We start from the raw sequence: 17810 nt of genomic DNA on the forward strand, positions 1-17810 counted from the left end.
TGGGTGTTTTTTATTCTAAAAGGCGAGTTTTCACTACTATTCTACCTCCATACACCCTGTAATCGCCCTGAATAAGGAAAAAAGATGAGCTCAATGAGAAGCTACAAAGGTATAAAGCCTGAACTTGGTGAGCGTGTTTACGTTGACCCAACCTCTGTTTTAGTCGGTGATATCCGAATTGGCGATGATTCTAGCATTTGGCCATTGGTAGCAGCGCGAGGCGATGTAAACCACATTCACATTGGTGATCGAACGAATATTCAAGATGGCAGTGTTTTGCATGTCACCCATAAGAACGCTGAAAACCCAAACGGCTACCCATTGATTATTGGTAATGACGTTACGATTGGCCACAAAGTGATGCTGCACGGTTGTCAGATCCACGATCGTGTTTTGGTTGGTATGGGAGCTATTGTTTTAGATGCTGTTGTAATTGAGTCAGAGGTGATGATCGGAGCAGGCAGTTTAGTGCCACCTGGGAAAGTATTAGAAAGTGGCTACTTATATGTTGGAAGCCCAGTAAAACAAGCTCGCCCTCTATCAGAAAAAGAACGAGCTTTCTTGCAAAAGTCTGCCAACAACTATGTGCAAAACAAAAACGACTACTTAAATGAAGTAAAAGACTTGAACTAAAGCCCTGTTAACCGATGATGATATGGCCTTCTTCGTTGAAGGCTTCATCTTCTATTAGCTCTTCAGCCATTTCTTCTAGGTCGAATCGGTAATCAGTAAACACTTTAATTGCCGCTTGCTCAGTTTCAATCAGTGAACCACTGAGCTTTTCTAACTTTTGTTTCGTCACAAAGCACTCTATTAGTGCGCCTGATTGTTGCGCCGAAAAGTTTACCGATTGTGATACTTCATCCCATGATTGAATATCTGGGAATAAGATGGATTGATTCATCGCTTATTGACCTTCAAGGTTCTTTCTTAGTTCTCTGAGAATTTGTTTGGCACCAGGACGTAAGCCACGCCAGAGCATAAAGCTTTCCGCAGCCTGCCCAACTAACATCCCAAGACCATCATACGCATGAGCGGCGCCATTATCTTTTGCCCATAAGTTAAAGCTCGTCACCCCTTTGCCATAAATCATGTCATAGCTTGTACTGTTAGCGGCAAAGATGGAGGATGAAATAGTCGGCAGTTCACCACTAAGAGAAGCGGATGTGGAGTTAATGATGACATCATACTCTTCATCAATACTTGCCATCTCTTTGGCGAGGATAGGACCGTGAGAGACAAACAGCTCTGCGAGCTCTTGTGCTTTACTAAAGGTACGGTTGGTAATGGTTAAAGAGGTCGGCTTTTGATCGAGTAGTGGCTTAATAACACCACGAGCTGCACCACCAGCACCAATAATTAGGATTCGCGCACCTTCCAATACAACCTGATGCTGAAGCAAATCTTGCACTAAACCTGCACCATCAGTGTTGTCACCGATGATTTCACCATCGTCTAACTTCTTGAGGGTATTTACCGCGCCTGCTAACTGAGCCCGTTCTGTCAATCGACTAGCAAATTGATAAGCATCTTCTTTAAATGGCATAGTGATGTTGCACCCCTTGCCACCTTCAGCAAAAAACACCTTCGCCGCGTCAATAAAACCATCAACAGGTGCACTTTCTGCGGTATACACCAAAGATTGATTAGTTTGACGAGCAAACAAAGTGTGAATGAATGGCGACTTACTGTGTCCGATAGGATTACCAAACACGGCATAGCGATCGATTTGCTGGGTCATTTCCTTACCTTTGTTCCTTACTTAGATATAGAGAAAACAGGGCCACCTGATTACAGATGACCCTATCACTATCTATCTATATAGAAAAGGAGATTCCGTGCTTACCACTCTCGTGGCGTTAGGTATCGCTCGTAAAGTTCAGCTTCTGGCGATCCCGCTTCTGGCTCGTAGCAGTACTCCCAGCGAGCGAGCGGCGGCATTGACATCAGAATCGACTCAGTACGCCCACCACTTTGTAAACCAAATAAGGTGCCACGGTCATACACTAAGTTGAACTCTACGTAACGGCCGCGACGATATAGTTGGAATTCACGCTCACGCTCACCATACTCGATCTCTTTACGACGAGAAACGATCGGCAAATAAGCCTGGCAATAGCCTTCACCGACTGCTTTGATGTAAGCAAAACACTTATCAAATTCCCACTGGTTTAGATCATCAAAGAACAAACCGCCAACACCGCGAGTTTCATTACGATGTGGTAGGAAGAAGTATTTGTCACACCATGCTTTATGCTCTTGGTAAACATCGTCACCAAATGGTGCACAAAGCTGTTTTGCAGTGTCGTGCCATGATTGGCAATCTTCTTCAAATGGGTAGAACGGTGTTAGGTCAAAACCACCACCAAACCACCAAATTGGGTCTTCGCCATCTTTTTCTGCAATAAAGAAGCGGACATTGGCGTGTGAAGTCGGTACATAAGGGTTTTTAGGGTGAATAACCAAAGAAACACCCATCGCTTCAAAACGACGACCCGCTAGCTCTGGGCGATGCGCTGTCGCAGATGCTGGCATTTCTTTCCCTTCCACATGCGAGAAGTTCACGCCTCCCTGCTCGAAAACAAGGCCATCACGCAAAACACGTGAGCGACCACCGCCACCCAGACGCTCTCCTTTTTCACGTTGCCATGCATCTTCGACAAAGACGGCCTTTCCATCTTCTTGTTCTAACTGCTGACAAATGGAGTCCTGAAGTGACATCAAGAACTGCTTTACGGCGTGCTTATCGATCGCTGACATACGTTATTACCTATTACGTGAAACCTAATGATGGCTGGCTAGCAGGGTTAACCCTGTCTTAATATTTGTGAAGTTTTGGCGTCACGAATCTCGCTGGGTTTATCACGACCGCTGGTCTCGCCACGAAGAATGGCGACCAGCTTATCACCCAACTGCTCTTCGACTTCTTCCGTGGTCATACACGGTGGTAAGCCGGAAAGATTCGCGCTGGTAGAGGTTAACGGCTTTCCGAATGCATTACACATTTTTTGCACCAAAGGATGATCAGTCACACGAACCGCAATTGAATCAAACTGCCCTGAAACCCAGTTGGATACTTTATCGCTCGCTGGCATGATCCAGGTGTATGGGCCTGGCCAAGTGGCATGAACAGTCTGTAATTGTTCTTCAGTCAACTGAGATTCATCAATATAAGGCAAGAGCTGATCATAACTTGCCGCGATGAGAATCAGCCCTTTTTCTACCGGACGCTGCTTGAGCTCTAATAGCTTTTGAATTGCTTCTGGGTTATCTGGATCACATCCGACACCAAAAACCCCTTCTGTTGGATAGGCAATCACTTCGCCTTGCTTGAGTGCGTTGAGCACTTGTTCAAAGTTATCCACCGATTACTTCCTATTTGTTTGACTGTGTTGTTTTCACTAAGTGTACAAATATTCATTCTCAGACACTAAAGCAATTTTTTTATAAAATGTATCAATAGCGCCAACAACAAGACGCAAACGTTTGCTTGAGATAAAAATCCCCGTATAATGCGCACAAATTTATAGCTCACCTAATTTTTGCAGCTTAAAGGAGTTTGAGATGAAAGTCGGTATCATCATGGGTTCTAAATCCGATTGGCCAACCATGAAACTAGCAGCGGACATGCTAGATCAATTTGGCGTGCCTTACGAAACAAAAGTCGTGTCAGCACACCGAACTCCTCAATTACTGGCTGACTACGCTAGTGGCGCAAAAGAACGCGGCATCAAAGTTATCATCGCAGGCGCAGGTGGTGCAGCCCACCTACCAGGTATGGCGGCGGCGTTTACTAGTTTGCCAGTGCTTGGGGTTCCCGTTCAGTCTCGTGCACTGAAAGGTATGGATTCACTGCTTTCTATTGTACAGATGCCAAAGGGAATTGCGGTTGGTACATTGGCGATTGGCGAAGCGGGCGCAGCAAACGCCGGTATCCTAGCTGCGCAAATCCTAGGCACTCATGATGAAAACATCATGGCGAAGGTAGAAGCATTCCGTAATGAGCAAACGGAAACAGTTCTCGCAAATCCAAACCCTGCAGAGGATTAATCAGATGCATGTACTGGTTCTTGGTGCGGGTCAGTTGGCTCGTATGATGTCTCTGGCTGGTGCGCCACTGAATATTCAAATTTCAGCTTACGATGTCAGCAGCGGTGATGTCATTCACCCTTTAACTCAACAGGTACTTGGCCATGGCTTGGAAAATGCGATTACGCAAGTTGATGTGATTACTGCCGAGTTCGAGCATATTCCACATGACGTGCTCAAGGTTTGCGAAGCGAGCGGCAAGTTTCTACCAAGTACGCAAGCCATCAAAGCAGGTGGTGATCGCCGTATTGAAAAAGCACTGCTTGATGATGCTGGCGTGCGCAACGCGAAATACTACGTCATTGAAACTCGTGAAGACTTTGACCGCGCAATTGAACACGTTGGTATGCCAATGGTTCTGAAAAGTGCATTAGGTGGTTACGATGGTAAAGGCCAATGGCGCTTAAAAGAAGCTTCTCAAGTCGACGACATTTGGACTGAGATGTCGGAGTGCATCGCGGCAACACCAACTCAAGCGATTGTTGCTGAAGAGTTTGTTCCTTTTAACCGCGAAGTATCACTGGTTGGTGCTCGAAGCAAAGATGGCAGTGTGGAAGTGTATCCTCTGGCAGAGAACGTCCACACCAACGGTGTATTGAGTCTTTCTACTGCGATTGATGCGCCAGGGTTACAGGAACAAGCAAAGCAAATGTTCACGGCTGTCGCAGATAGCCTAGATTACGTTGGCGTATTGGCGCTTGAGTTCTTTGATGTCGATGGGGCACTTTTAGTGAATGAGATTGCTCCACGCGTGCACAACTCTGGTCACTGGACACAGCAAGGTGCAGAAACGTGTCAGTTTGAAAACCATCTGCGCGCAGTGTGCGGCTTGCCATTAGGTAGTACGAAATTGGTTCGTGAAACCTCAATGATTAATATTCTTGGTGAAGACACACTACCAGAAGCATTGTTATCAATGGATGGTTGCCACATTCATTGGTATGGCAAAGAGAAACGTGCAGGTCGCAAGATGGGACATATCAACGTGTGTGGCGACTACCCAGGAGAATTGCACCGTAGGTTGTGCGCTCTGGCAGACATCTTAGACCCAATAGCTTTCCCAGCCGTGCAAGCGTTCGCTAAACAGCCTCAACACTAACGTTTGGCAGCAAAAAAACAAAAAAGGGTCGCACGATGCGACCCTTTTCAATTCCTTTAATTCATTTACCCTTGCTGGGTGTGCTGACACTTACGATTAGCACATTGCAATTTCACACCACTGGCAAGTTTCTTCTCCACCAACAGAGTAAAACCACATTCTTCGCATCGCCCCTTGACCGGAGCAAGGTTCACAGCAAATTTGCATTTAGGGTAGTTATCACACGCGTAGAATGTTTTGCCAAATCGGGTTTTACGCTCAACCAAATGTCCTTTGCTACATTCAGGGCAAGCGTGTTGCTCTTCTGACTGCGCCTCTGGCTCTGGTTGATTAATCGACTCAATATGATGACAAGCCGGGTAATGGCTACAACCAACGAACATACCGTAGCGCCCTTGGCGGAGTACCAACTCGTTACCACAATCTGGACAAGGAACGCCAAGCTCTTTGATGATGTGTCCATCATTGTTGTGCAGGGCTTTGATGTAATCACAGCTTGGGTAGTGGCTACAGCCAAGAAAGGGACCGTGTTTGCCATGTTTGAGGGTCAACTCGCTGCCACATTTAGGACACGGCTCGTGTTCCAATGCGTGTTCATGGGCAGAGAAAAGGGTGTTGTCGATTTTACTACTCATACTTACCGTTTCGTGAAAAACACACCAAAAGACAAGCTCGCGTTCTTGCTAGCTAAACTCGAACTTGCCTAGATTGGGTTAGTGAAGAATCCCTTGTTCTTTGGTGTACAACAGCTCTTCCATTAGCGTATAAGCGTTTTCATTACCAGGCACATTAAACAGCACCATCAAAATGATCCATTTGAGGTCTTCAAGCTCAAACTCGCTCGTTTCTAGCCCCATCACTCGGTCAATCACCATTTCACGAGTTTCTGTCGTCAATACATTGATTTGCTCAAGGAACAATAAAAAACCTCGGCACTCCAAATCCAAACGCTGTATCTCTTTCGCAGTGTAGATACGAGTCGATGATGACGCGATACAAGCCGAAATCGCAGAAGATGTATCACTTTGCTGCAGCGCTGCGAGCTCTTCTAACCAGACAAGGGCTTTATAGATATCTTTTTGTTGGAAGCCAGCGCGAAGCAATTCTTCTTCCAACTCGTCTTGTTCGACCTGTAACTCTGCATCGCTATGGATGTAGGTTTCGAATAGATACATCAGTATATCCATCATCATAGCTAGCCCCTCCCCTTTCGAATATAGCCACCTGAAACCGCAACGACATGCCCAGAGAGTTCTAACTCTAAGAGCTGCATCATGACTTCTTGGACAGGTATATTGGTCCTGTTTGCAAGAATATCAACCGGTGTAGCTTCGCTTCCTACGTTAGCTAACAGCTGAGGAAATGGCAATTCTTCTTCATCATTTAACGTAGAAAATAAATCGGTACTCTGATTAATAGACCAATCAAGCAAGGACTGTATTTCATCTAAGACATCTTTCGTCTTTTCTACGAGGCAAGCGCCATGACGTATCAACTGGTTTCCACCGCAGGCATTGGGGGCATTGATTGACGCTGGCAGCGCAAATACTTCTCGACCTTGCTCAAGCGCGTAACGAGCTGTAATTAACGAGCCGCTCTTTTTCGCCGCCTCGACGACCAGCACACCAAGCGATAATCCACTAATAATACGATTACGACGCGGGAAGTTTTCTGGGCGCGGCTTGGCATTAGGCCGAAACTCAGACACCAAAGCCCCATGTTCAATAACACGTTGCGCTAAACCACGATGACGTGCCGGATAAATATTTTCTAAGCCAGATCCTAGCACCGCAATCGTCTTACCACCCGCTTGCAACGCACCATCATGCGCATGACCATCAATGCCTAAAGCGAGACCACTGGTGACAATAAAATCGTGCTGAACAAACTCTGCAGCAAACTGACGTGCATGCTGTAATCCATCAATACTCGCATTTCGACTGCCAACCATCGCGATTTGTGGCTGAGAGAGACAAGTAGGGTTTCCTTGAACAAAAAGCAGAGGTGGCGGTGCAACGATTTGTTTGAGTTGAGGTGGATAACGCGGGTCAGTCAGTGTCAGGATATGATGGTTTGTAGAAGCCTCAAGCCAGCTTAAACAAGCATCGACTTCTTTATCTGTTGAAGCCCAAGCTTGAATTTGCTTAGTTGTTAACCCAAGTTGTTGTAGCTGTTCAGGAGAGAAGTTTACGATGTTACGTGGCGTGTCTCTTGCCAGTAGCTTATTCATTTTGACGCCGCCAATGCCTGGTAAGCAACTCAGTTTTAACCAGGCAGCGAGATCATCGTTATTTCGTCGATTCATCGATGGTTAATTCGTCCGCCAACGGTGACACCACCGAAATATCTTGGTTAATGGGTTTCGTACTGTTAGTGATCAGTGCCAAGCTAAAGTACTCATAAGGACGAATGACCAGCAACTCACCAACTTTGCTTTGAGGCAAAGTGATTTTCTTATCAAGCACGCCAAACTCTTTCTTGAACTCATCGCCGTCTTTGTAAACTGGGTGCGCGTCTTCTTTTAAATCAAACACACTGCCTTGCTTGAGATTATCTGACGTGCCTTTATCAATCACCACGACTTGGTTAGTTGAACTAAAGCGAATACCTTCGATATTACCTAGCAACTTTGCAGAACTGCCTTGTGGCGACGGCAGCGGATAGAACGTAGTCGTGAAGTCAGTATTCTCAACCGATTGATTTGGCAACGCGATATCGTTACGTAGGATTTCTTGCATTTGCGATGTAAGCTTCAAACCTGAATAATCACTCGAAGCTTCAACGAGCTCGCCTTTGGCAATCAAACGCAGCGCGGTAATCTCTTCGGACACATCGTCACGCGAAAAGGTAGCTACTGGTCGGTAAATAGCCCAACCTGTCGCGGTCTGATTGCCATTGATATACAGCACATCTTCTGCAGTCAGATACTTACTGCCTTTGCTGCTACCCATCACTTTTGCTGCTCTGTTCAACGAATCTTTATCTAGCAACCGATCCGATTTAAGGTAAGGCATCACCAAACCTTCCGCGACCGTTGGTACGGCTTTCTTTTCTGTGATGCGAGCTTTCGGGCTAAGCTTCTTAACCGGTTTTAGGCTCAACACGGGCTGACCGTTAATCCACACCAAAGACAGCTTGTCTCCGGGATAAATTAAATGAGGGTTATCGATTTCCGGGTTTACTTGCCATAAACGAGGCCACAACCACGGGCTATCTAAGTACATGGCCGAAATATCCCATAGCGTATCGCCCTTCACGACTACATACGTTTGTGGCGCATCATCTTTAACAGTCAGTGGGTTCGCATCCACATTTGCTACAGCGTTGAAAGAGAAAAGTAGCGGCAACGTAACACTGGCAACGTTGCGGAAAATTCGATTCATGACCCTCGTCCTTGGTCTATTAAGCAGGAACCAGAATGGAAATTGGTGCAAGGATGCTGTCATTTAGGCTATAAAATGTCTAGAATTGAGCCAACAAGGTTTGTGCTGTTTCGGCACAGTTCAATATTTCGAGTGAATATGTCTGTATTACAAGTATTAACATTCCCGGATGATCGCCTGCGCACAGTCGCAAAGCCTGTTGAAGCGGTGACCCCTGAGATTCAAAAAATCGTCGATGACATGATTGAAACCATGTACGACGAAGAAGGTATTGGCCTTGCTGCAACGCAGGTTGATATCCACAAACGTATCGTAGTGATTGATATTTCAGAAACTCGCGATGAGCCGATGGTGCTAATCAACCCTGAGATTCTGGAAAAGCGTGGCGAAGATGGCATCGAAGAAGGCTGTCTGTCGGTACCAGGTGCGCGCGCACTTGTGCCTCGCGCTGCAGAAGTTACCGTTAAAGCACTGGATCGTGATGGCAAAGAGTTCACCTTTGAAGCCGACGACCTGCTAGCGATTTGTGTTCAACACGAGCTTGATCACCTACAAGGTAAGCTGTTCGTGGATTACCTATCGCCACTGAAACGCAAACGCATTCAGGACAAGCTAGCGAAAATCAAACGCTTTAACGAGAAGCAGCAAAACGCTTAATCTCGAACCATACCAATTAGAAGGAAGTCTACCTTGAGTCAGTCTTTACGAATTGTCTTTGCAGGTACTCCGGATTTCGCCGCCCGTCACTTGGCGGCGTTGTTGTCTTCGGAGCATGAAGTCATCGCGGTTTACACAAACCCAGATCGTCCAGCGGGTCGTGGCAAAAAATTGGCTGCGCCACCGGTAAAACAACTGGCGCTAGAACACAATATCCCGGTTTACCAACCTGAAAGCTTTAAGTCCGACGAAGCGAAACAAGAACTTGCCGATCTGAACGCCGACCTCATGGTTGTCGTGGCGTACGGTATGCTGCTGCCACAAGCGGTTCTTGATACCCCTAAACTGGGTTGTATCAACGTACATGGTTCTATCCTACCTCGTTGGCGTGGTGCGGCTCCAATCCAACGCTCTATTTGGGCGGGCGATGCAGAAACTGGCGTGACCATCATGCAGATGGACATCGGTCTCGACACTGGTGATATGCTGAAGCTTGCAACTCTGCCAATCGAAGCGACAGATACCAGCGCTTCAATGTACGAAAAATTGGCTGAGCTTGGTCCAGAAGCCCTGATTGACTGCCTAGTAGACATTGCTGCGGGTAAAGCAGTGCCAGTGAAGCAAGACGATGAGCTCGCGAACTATGCGAAAAAGCTCAGCAAAGAAGAAGCACGCATCAACTGGAACGACGATGCGGCGCACATTGAGCGCTGCGTTCGTGCATTTAACCCATGGCCAATGAGCCACTTTGAGGCGGCAGAAAACAGCATCAAAGTATGGCAAAGCCGTGTCGCAGAGCAAACCAGTGACAAGCCAGCCGGCACCATCGTGCAAGCAGATAAAACCGGTATTTATGTTGCGACAGGCAACGGCGTACTGGTGCTAGAGCAACTGCAAGTTCCTGGCAAAAAAGCCATGTCAGTTCAGGATATTCTGAATTCGCGTGCGGCTTGGTTTGAAGTGGGCACTCTGCTGGTTTAAGCCATATTAGGGGTTATCATCCCCAATAATACGAACTTTTAGAGGGCAGAGATGCCCTCCTTTACTTTAAGGTACTCATCATGAATGTTCGCGCTGCGGCTGCTAACGTCCTGTATCTTGTCGTCGACAAGGGCCACTCACTTTCAAGCGCTCTTCCAGCGGCTCAACAAACGGTACGACCTCGTGACCACGCTCTGTTACAAGAGATCTGTTACGGTGCGCTACGTTACCTCCCTCGCCTAGAAATGATCGCAAACCAGTTGATGGATAAGCCCCTCAAAGGCAAACAACGTGTATTCCATCACCTAATTCTGGTTGGTATTTACCAACTGAGCTTCATGCGCATTCCTGCGCACGCAGCAGTTGGTGAAACGGTTGAAGGCACTAAAGAGCTGAAAGGTCCTCGTCTGCGTGGTTTGATTAACGCGGTATTGCGTAACTACCAGCGCAACCAAGAAGAACTCGACCAAATGGCCGTCAGCAACAACGCTGGCAAGTACGGTCACCCAAGCTGGTTACTAAAACTGCTGCAAGAGGCCTACCCACAGCAATGGGAAAGCATTGTTGAAGCGAACAACCAAAAAGCACCAATGTGGCTGCGTGTGAACCATCAACACCACACTCGTGATGAATACCTTGCGCTGCTCAAAAATGAAAACATTGATAGCACGCCACACACAGAAGCAATGGACGCCATAAAATTGGCCGCACCATGTGACGTGATGAAGCTACCTGGTTTTGAAAAAGGTTGGGTTTCGGTCCAAGATGCGGCGGCGCAGCTCTCGATCAACTATCTAAAACCACAAGACGGCGAACTGATTTTAGATTGCTGTGCAGCGCCAGGTGGCAAGACGGCGCACATTCTAGAGCGCACGTCAGGCAGTGAAGTGGTCGCGATTGACTGCGACGACACACGCTTGAAACGTGTGCATGAAAACCTGAAGCGTCTCAACCTTCAGGCAAAAGTGGTTTGCGGTGATGCGCGTAATCCACAAGAATGGTGGCAAGGCGAGCAATTTGATCGCATTTTGCTGGATGCCCCATGTTCTGCGACTGGCGTGATTCGTCGTCACCCAGACATCAAATGGCTACGTCGTGCAGACGACATCACCGCATTAGCAGAGCTGCAAAGTGAAATTTTTGATGCCATGTGGACGCAACTGAAGCCCGGCGGCACCATGGTTTACGCGACTTGTTCAATCACACCGCAAGAAAACGTGGAGCAAGTAAAAGCGTTTTTAGCACGTACCGCGGATGCGCAACTGCTGGATTCTGATCCCGACCAGCCTGGTCGTCAAATTCTACCAGGCGAAGAAGATATGGATGGTTTCTACTACGCAGTGCTAACTAAAACACACGCGTAACAGCATGCTAAATAGGGCGATTGAAGTGATTTCAATCGCCTTTTTCAGATACGAGAAAAGAGTATGAAGATCATTATTCTTGGTGCAGGTCAGGTTGGCGGCACACTGGCAGAAAACCTAGTGGGTGAAAACAACGACATCACCATCGTCGACAATAATGCCGACCGACTGCGTGAATTGCAGGACAAATACGACCTGCGTGTGGTCAATGGCCATGCGAGCCACCCAGACGTGCTGCATGAAGCTGGCGCGCAAGACGCCGATATGCTCGTCGCAGTAACCAACACTGATGAAACCAACATGGCTGCCTGTCAGGTCGCGTTCACTCTATTCAATACCCCAAACCGCGTTGCACGTATTCGCTCTCCAGAATACTTGGCAGAAAAAGAAGCCCTGTTTAAATCTGGCGCTATTCCTGTTGATCACCTTATCGCACCAGAAGAACTCGTCACGAGCTACATCGAACGTCTGATCCAATACCCAGGCGCGCTGCAAGTGGTGAGCTTTGCTGAACAGAAAGTCAGCCTAGTGGCGGTGAAAGCCTACTATGGTGGCCCGCTGGTGGGTAATGCGCTGTCTGCTTTGCGTGAGCACATGCCGCACATCGATACCCGTGTGGCGGCTATTTTCCGCCAGGGTCGCCCGATTCGCCCACAAGGCACCACGATTATTGAAGCCGACGATGAAGTGTTCTTCGTTGCAGCAAGTAATCATATTCGCTCAGTGATGAGTGAGCTTCAGCGTCTAGAAAAACCGTACCGCCGCATCATGATTGTTGGCGGGGGTAACATCGGCGCAAGCTTGGCTAAACGCCTAGAGCAAACTTACAGCGTGAAGCTGATTGAGCGTAACTACCAGCGTGCAGAAAAGCTCTCTGAGCAACTAGAAAACACCATCGTGTTCTGCGGTGATGCGGCAGACCAAGAGCTTCTCTCGGAAGAGAACATCGACCAAGTCGACGTCTTCATCGCGCTGACCAACGAAGATGAAACCAACATCATGTCTGCAATGTTAGCAAAACGCATGGGCGCTAAAAAAGTGATGGTGCTGATCCAACGTGGCGCTTATGTAGACCTGGTACAAGGCGGCGTAATTGATGTAGCAATCTCACCTCAGCAAGCCACTATTTCAGCCTTGCTAACGCACGTTCGTCGCGCTGATATCGTAAACGTATCCTCACTTCGCCGCGGCGCTGCGGAAGCGATTGAAGCCGTCGCTCACGGTGATGAAAGTACATCTAAAGTGGTTGGACGTGCGATTGGAGATATAAAACTTCCACCTGGGACCACCATTGGTGCTATCGTTCGTGGCGAAGAAGTTCTTATTGCCCACGACCGTACGGTCATCGAACAGGATGACCATGTGGTGATGTTCCTGGTCAACAAAAAATACGTATCAGACGTCGAAGCGCTATTCCAGCCGAGTCCATTCTTCCTCTAGGATTTTCCTATGGTCAACTTACGTCCCGTACTGTTTGTTATCGGGCTAGTTTTATCCAAACTGGCCCTGTTTATGTACGTGCCGACTTTGGTCGCTTTCTTTACCGGTACGGGGGGATTCCTCGATTTCGCCCAAGCCGTTGTGATCACGCACCTTGCCGCCTTCATCTGCCTAACGATAGGTCGAACCGCCAAGTTCAAACTCAGCGTACGCGATATGTTCCTCATCACCAGTTTGGTTTGGACCATCGCGAGTGCGTTTGCCGCCTTGCCATTTGTGTTTATCAACCACATCAGCTTCACCGACGCCTACTTCGAAACGATGTCGGGTATCACCACGACGGGCTCAACGGTGCTCAGTGGCCTAGACAACATGGCGCCGAGCATATTGCTGTGGCGCTCTATTTTACAATGGCTTGGTGGCATTGGTTTTATCGTGATGGCGGTAGCAGTGTTACCTATGCTGAATGTCGGTGGTATGAAGCTATTCCAAACCGAATCATCAGATTGGTCGGATAAAAGTAGTCCAAGAGCGAAAACGGTCGCCAAAAACATCGTAGCGGTTTATTTGATGCTAACGGGCCTATGTATTTTGGGCTACTTGATCACCGGCATGAACCTGTTCGAAGCAATCAACCATGCCTTTACTACGCTATCGACGGGTGGATACTCTACATCTGATGGGTCAATGAACCACTTCTCTAATGGCGCACATTGGGTGGCCACTACCTTTATGTTCTTAGGTGGTTTGCCGTTTTTGCTCTTTATCGCCGCATTACGTAAACGCCGTATTGATGTGTTGGTTAACGACGCTCAAGTTAGAGGATTTGCGTACCTGTTCGTATTCTCAAGCTTAGTGATTTCAGCTTGGTTAGTGATTCGAGATGGGTACACCATTTTGGATGCCCTGCGAGTGTCGATGTTTAATATTGTCTCTGTCGTCACCACAACTGGCTTTGGCTTAGAAGACTTCACCGCATGGGGCGCATTACCCACTACTCTTTTCGCATTCTTAATGATGGCGGGAGCATGCTCAGGATCAACGTCTGGCGGGATCAAAATCTTCCGCTTCCAAATTGCGATGACGCTGCTAAACAAACAAATGATGAAGTTGATTCACCCTTCAGGGGTGTTTGTACAGCGTTATAACCAGCGACCGGTGAATGATGATATTGTTCGCTCAGTGGTGGCATTTGGCTTGATGTTTTTTATCACCATTATCTTTATCGCGGGTTGTTTAAGTGCACTTGGCCTCGACCCTGTGACCAGTATTTCTGGCTCAATCACCGCCGTTGCCAATGTTGGCCCTGGTATGGGCAGTGTGATTGGCCCGACAGGCAACTTCGCGCCTCTGCCCGATACTGCCAAATGGCTCTTAAGCTTTGGGATGTTAATGGGCCGCTTGGAAATTCTGACTATTCTTGTACTGTTCTTTCCTGCGTTTTGGCGCCGCTAAGCAGACTCTAATTAAAAGGTATAACAATGAAAACATGGATTACTCTGGCGACCCTATTTGCCGCCTCATCCACATACGCCGCCGAGGTCATCACTTTAGCCGATGGTCGAGAAGTGAAGTTGAACGATGACTTTACCTGGGAATACGTCATGAAAAAACCGGCGCAGCAAGCGACGGAGACACAAACAACAGCAAGCGTAGTTGAAACAATCGCAGCTCCTGCGATTGCGACAATTCCTGTGGTAACGAAAACCGTTGGCACGACCGTGGTGGTAAACGCCAAAAAGCCAACCATGCAGCTATCAGATTCAGGTGTGGATGTATTGATTGGTTCAGCAAGCTATCAAAGCGGTGAGCTTATTTTACCTACATCAATCACTAACCAAAGCTCTCAATCTGTCATTCAAGTGGAAGTTGAGGTGCAAGTGTTTGATATGTCTGGTCAGCAACTGGCAAAAGAAAACGTGACTGTTTGGCAATCCATCAAGCGCATGGCGGATACCTACCTGCGACCTCAGCAAGCGGAGCAAGGTAAGAGCATAAAACTGGCTGTACCGCAATCACAGCAATACCAGTTTTCTGCCAAAGTGCTAGAGGTAAAAACTCGCTAATACGTGTTTAATATTCTTTGTTGAGCCTATCGGCTAGATAGGCTCAACAAAGTAATAAATAGCAAAGAAATGGCACACGCAGCCAGCCAAAACAAAGCCGTGCCAAATCGCATGGTTAAAGGGAATGCGCTTCGCAACGTAGAAAATCACGCCCAGTGAATACACAATTCCACCAGCGGCAAGCAGTGTAAGTCCGCCGACATCCAAGTTGATCGCCAACTGATAAATCACAATCAACGATAACCATCCCATCACCAAATACGTCATCAAAGAAAGCTTTTTAAATCGATAGACGAACGCAACTTTCATGATGATGCCGATCAACGCAATGCTCCAAATAACGATCATCAACCCAAATGCTAGAGGTGTTCTTAAGCTGACTAACAAGAAAGGGGTATAGCTGCCTGCTATCAAAAGATAAATAGCACAGTGGTCGAAGGTTTTTAGCCAACGTTTCGCTTTGGGATGAGGGATCGCATGATAGAGCGTCGAGGCCAAAAATAGCACGATAATACTCGCACCATAAATCGCCATACTGGTAAGCGTTAAAGTGTCAGCTTGATGGTCTATGGCTTTAACTAACAGCAGTATCAAGCCAACAATACCAAAAATCATCCCTATACCGTGGGTGATGGTATTGGCCAGTTCTTCACGTTGACTGTATTGAGGTTTCTGCAGCTCGGACATCAATGCGCCTATACTAGAGTTTGAAATTTGCTCTAGTATGGCACATTAGGCTTACACGTGTAAGCTTAAATTAAGACTCATGAACGGCAGTAGTTTGATCGAGATAATTGAGTACCAGTTCGCCAACTTGATCTGGCTTAGTCGTGGCAGGGATGGTCAGCTCTCGCTTGAGTTTGCCACTACCCAGTAAGCTCGCGAGCATGCCACCTTGCCCCTTGCGTGTGCGGTCAACTTCAAACCACAACTTGAGCTCTTGCTCACTGCGGTGGGCAACAAATTCTAATTCGCGCCACACGCCGTGGTAAGGTCCGTCGGTTGGCACCAGTTCAAACTCTTGCACAAATGGTAGATCGAATCCTTTCACTTCCTCGCATTCCACCTGGCGAATTCGTAAACCTTGCGCTTCAAATGCAGATAGTACCGCATCCATCAGTGGATCAGGTCGAACGGTGAGGATGTCTTTATCAGTCGGATCCAAAGCAGCAGCAACGTCTAAGCCAGTTTCTAACCATACTTTGGCATCACCAATGGTGACAGGCGTGTTCCAAGGCACATCGAGCTTAACATCGAAGGTACGCTCTTCGCCGGAATGGATGGTAAATGCGTAAGGGAGACTCCACTTAGCAAGCACATGAGTTTGAGGTACTCGGCGCATGCTGTGTCCTTCTCGCGCACCACGGTCATCAGGGGCTTCTGCGATGTAGCGGCAACAGAGTTTTAAATCAATGTTGTCGATCGCTTGTTCAGTCGCACCACCATATACATGGATCGACACATCCACACTTTGACCTGGGTATAGCACGTCTTGGTTTAAGATTGAGTCGACCTTCGCGCTCCCAATCCCAAAACTGGCAAGTGTCTTCTTCAAAAATGACATAGGCACCTCCTTCATCGAGATCTCATACTACTACTGCTGATCGTGGGAGCAAACAAAAATTGCCTCGAACATCGCGACAAAATGACAAAATCTAAACAATTCAATTGCTCAACTATCGACCAATTATTACAAGGATGCTAATCTTACACTTGATATGCATGCATATCGGTATTCCTGACTCATTAACTGGATTGGCGAGAGCCAGAAGAGTGATTCTTCAATCTTGTTGGAGCCTAGCTCATAATGATTCAGGCCATTACATCGGCAATGGATATGCCTGACAGTTAGGTAAATTAATGCGCCCAACAACAGTCAGGTTCGCACACACTAATACTAGTGCAATGCGCCGCCGCAGTGGCTTTACTACTGCACCAAAGGCAAAGCAAGTTGCGCCAGCAATGACATTGGTTGAGAAGACAGCAATGATGTCGAGTGTTCCGGCCAAAGTTATCAAAGCAGCTTAATCAAAAGCGCGGCGCCAGCTGCGCTTTTTTCTTTGCACGCGACTCATAAAGCTTCAAAGACTTAGAACAAACTACAGTGAAAGAGATCGTTTTTCCTATTTGGTCTTAGCAAAGCAATTTGGTACCTTTACTGCTAATTACACCTATAAATTCTGTGGAGAAAGAAATGAAGTGTCATCGCATTGAAGAGCTGCTTGAGCTACTAGAGCCTGAATGGCATAAAGATCAAGAGCTGAACCTCTTGCAGTTCATCGTTAAGCTGGCAAAAGAAGCAGGCTATAAAGGAAAGCTAGAAGATCTGACCGACGATGTACTGATCTACCACCTTAAAATGCGTAATAGCAGCAAAGATGAAATGATCCCTGGACTCAAAAAAGACCAAGAGGACGATTTTAAAACGGCGATCCTACGCGCTCGTGGCATCATCAAATAACCAGCTCAACAGCCAGTATTCTTTAAGCGACTCTCTCTGTGAGTCGCTTTTTTATAACCAAAGTTTTTAGTCCCACAATTGGTTATAACTGTTCAGCCAATTATCAGGTTAACTGTACTGATTTTTGTTGTTAAACATTGACTGCGTTAAAGAAACGGAATTGTTATTGATTGTATAATCGCCGTTCATCAGTATTTACTAAAATAATTATGTTCGGTCATCTTTATGACGGAACGAGCAGCAATGTCATCGAGCGACATCAATAGAAAT

The 17810-nt window shown here is 47.1% G+C and carries 21 protein-coding genes; 11 read left to right on the top strand and 10 right to left on the bottom strand.

The annotated features are described in order from the left end of the window. The first annotated feature begins 84 nt into the window (after nucleotides 1-84). Nucleotides 85-633, top strand: coding sequence for a gamma carbonic anhydrase family protein (locus tag R8N46_RS19955; RefSeq protein ID WP_033906568.1), 549 nt, complete (start codon nucleotides 85-87; stop codon nucleotides 631-633). Between the two features lie 7 nt (nucleotides 634-640). On the opposite strand, the gene R8N46_RS19960 is transcribed toward R8N46_RS19955, so the two are convergent. The 4 genes from R8N46_RS19960 to R8N46_RS19975 all read right to left on the bottom strand — a co-directional run bounded on the left by R8N46_RS19960 (nucleotide 641) and on the right by R8N46_RS19975 (nucleotide 3365). Continuing rightward, nucleotides 641-904 (bottom strand): DUF1488 domain-containing protein, encoded by a 264-nt coding sequence (locus R8N46_RS19960; RefSeq protein ID WP_005379090.1) that lies wholly within the window; start codon nucleotides 902-904, stop codon nucleotides 641-643. 3 nt (nucleotides 905-907) lie between these two features. Beyond that, nucleotides 908-1741: a shikimate dehydrogenase gene (gene aroE / locus R8N46_RS19965; RefSeq protein WP_033906569.1), complete on the bottom strand. Its 834-nt coding sequence runs from the start codon at nucleotides 1739-1741 to the stop codon at nucleotides 908-910. A gap of 101 nt (nucleotides 1742-1842) precedes the next feature. After that, nucleotides 1843-2760, bottom strand: coding sequence for an oxygen-dependent coproporphyrinogen oxidase (gene hemF, locus R8N46_RS19970; protein ID WP_047104448.1), 918 nt, complete (start codon nucleotides 2758-2760; stop codon nucleotides 1843-1845). A 47-nt stretch (nucleotides 2761-2807) separates the two neighbouring features. Continuing rightward, the gene (locus R8N46_RS19975) at nucleotides 2808-3365 is read right to left on the bottom strand and encodes an L-threonylcarbamoyladenylate synthase (protein WP_005379084.1); all 558 of its coding nucleotides are present in this window, start codon (nucleotides 3363-3365) and stop codon (nucleotides 2808-2810) included. A 199-nt stretch (nucleotides 3366-3564) separates the two neighbouring features. On the opposite strand from R8N46_RS19975, the gene purE reads away from it, so the two are divergent. Together purE and R8N46_RS19985 are read left to right on the top strand one after the other, a co-directional pair. Continuing rightward, nucleotides 3565-4050: a 5-(carboxyamino)imidazole ribonucleotide mutase gene (gene purE, locus R8N46_RS19980; protein WP_005379082.1), complete on the top strand. Its 486-nt coding sequence runs from the start codon at nucleotides 3565-3567 to the stop codon at nucleotides 4048-4050. A 4-nt stretch (nucleotides 4051-4054) separates the two neighbouring features. Further along, nucleotides 4055-5188, top strand: coding sequence for a 5-(carboxyamino)imidazole ribonucleotide synthase (locus R8N46_RS19985; protein ID WP_115386375.1), 1134 nt, complete (start codon nucleotides 4055-4057; stop codon nucleotides 5186-5188). A 65-nt stretch (nucleotides 5189-5253) separates the two neighbouring features. Here R8N46_RS19985 and R8N46_RS19990 read toward each other — a convergent pair whose 3' ends face one another. From R8N46_RS19990 to R8N46_RS20005, 4 genes are all read right to left on the bottom strand, one after another. Next, on the bottom strand, nucleotides 5254-5823 hold the full coding sequence (locus tag R8N46_RS19990; RefSeq protein WP_318098505.1) for a type I DNA topoisomerase: 570 nt from the start codon (nucleotides 5821-5823) through the stop codon (nucleotides 5254-5256). A 78-nt stretch (nucleotides 5824-5901) separates the two neighbouring features. Next, entirely contained in the window at nucleotides 5902-6381 is a 480-nt protein-coding gene (locus tag R8N46_RS19995) for a DUF494 family protein (protein ID WP_031823674.1), read from the bottom strand. A 2-nt stretch (nucleotides 6382-6383) separates the two neighbouring features. After that, nucleotides 6384-7493: a DNA-processing protein DprA gene (gene dprA / locus R8N46_RS20000; RefSeq protein ID WP_053350676.1), complete on the bottom strand. Its 1110-nt coding sequence runs from the start codon at nucleotides 7491-7493 to the stop codon at nucleotides 6384-6386. Continuing rightward, the gene (locus tag R8N46_RS20005) at nucleotides 7477-8571 is read right to left on the bottom strand and encodes a LysM peptidoglycan-binding domain-containing protein (RefSeq protein ID WP_017821578.1); all 1095 of its coding nucleotides are present in this window, start codon (nucleotides 8569-8571) and stop codon (nucleotides 7477-7479) included. The genes dprA and R8N46_RS20005 overlap by 17 nt, the downstream gene beginning before the upstream one ends. Before the next feature lie 138 nt (nucleotides 8572-8709). Here R8N46_RS20005 and def point away from each other — a divergent pair, with 138 nt between their 5' ends. The 6 genes from def (at nucleotide 8710) to R8N46_RS20035 (ending at nucleotide 15079) form a co-directional block, all read left to right on the top strand. Continuing rightward, complete coding sequence (def, locus tag R8N46_RS20010) at nucleotides 8710-9228, top strand: peptide deformylase (RefSeq protein WP_005379068.1); 519 nt, start codon at nucleotides 8710-8712, stop codon at nucleotides 9226-9228. Between the two features lie 33 nt (nucleotides 9229-9261). Then, a complete protein-coding gene (fmt, locus tag R8N46_RS20015; RefSeq protein ID WP_115386377.1) occupies nucleotides 9262-10209 on the top strand; it encodes a methionyl-tRNA formyltransferase in 948 nt (315 codons plus the stop codon). Between the two features lie 80 nt (nucleotides 10210-10289). After that, nucleotides 10290-11573, top strand: coding sequence for a 16S rRNA (cytosine(967)-C(5))-methyltransferase RsmB (gene rsmB / locus R8N46_RS20020; RefSeq protein WP_017821576.1), 1284 nt, complete (start codon nucleotides 10290-10292; stop codon nucleotides 11571-11573). A gap of 63 nt (nucleotides 11574-11636) precedes the next feature. Next, on the top strand, nucleotides 11637-13013 hold the full coding sequence (gene trkA / locus R8N46_RS20025; RefSeq protein WP_005379062.1) for a Trk system potassium transporter TrkA: 1377 nt from the start codon (nucleotides 11637-11639) through the stop codon (nucleotides 13011-13013). A gap of 9 nt (nucleotides 13014-13022) precedes the next feature. Beyond that, nucleotides 13023-14468 carry a TrkH family potassium uptake protein gene (locus tag R8N46_RS20030; protein WP_017821575.1) on the top strand — a complete coding sequence of 482 codons (1446 nt, stop codon included), beginning with the start codon at nucleotides 13023-13025 and terminating at the stop codon, nucleotides 14466-14468. Nucleotides 14469-14494: 26 nt separating this feature from the next. After that, on the top strand, nucleotides 14495-15079 hold the full coding sequence (locus R8N46_RS20035; RefSeq protein ID WP_115386378.1) for a DUF3157 family protein: 585 nt from the start codon (nucleotides 14495-14497) through the stop codon (nucleotides 15077-15079). Nucleotides 15080-15112: 33 nt separating this feature from the next. Here R8N46_RS20035 and trhA read toward each other — a convergent pair whose 3' ends face one another. Continuing rightward, the gene (trhA, locus tag R8N46_RS20040; protein ID WP_005379047.1) at nucleotides 15113-15766 is read right to left on the bottom strand and encodes a PAQR family membrane homeostasis protein TrhA; all 654 of its coding nucleotides are present in this window, start codon (nucleotides 15764-15766) and stop codon (nucleotides 15113-15115) included. A 70-nt stretch (nucleotides 15767-15836) separates the two neighbouring features. Then, entirely contained in the window at nucleotides 15837-16643 is an 807-nt protein-coding gene (locus R8N46_RS20045) for a sporulation protein (protein WP_005379045.1), read from the bottom strand. A gap of 296 nt (nucleotides 16644-16939) precedes the next feature. Between R8N46_RS20045 and R8N46_RS20050 the strand changes: the two genes are divergently transcribed. Together R8N46_RS20050 and R8N46_RS20055 are read left to right on the top strand one after the other, a co-directional pair. Next, entirely contained in the window at nucleotides 16940-17107 is a 168-nt protein-coding gene (locus tag R8N46_RS20050; protein ID WP_005379043.1) for a hypothetical protein, read from the top strand. Between the two features lie 166 nt (nucleotides 17108-17273). Then, the gene (locus tag R8N46_RS20055) at nucleotides 17274-17540 is read left to right on the top strand and encodes a YihD family protein (protein WP_005379040.1); all 267 of its coding nucleotides are present in this window, start codon (nucleotides 17274-17276) and stop codon (nucleotides 17538-17540) included. Nucleotides 17541-17810: the final 270 nt, after the last annotated feature.

The organism is Vibrio sp. 1874, assembly GCF_033344395.1.
GTDB classification, from domain to species: domain Bacteria; phylum Pseudomonadota; class Gammaproteobacteria; order Enterobacterales; family Vibrionaceae; genus Vibrio; species Vibrio alginolyticus.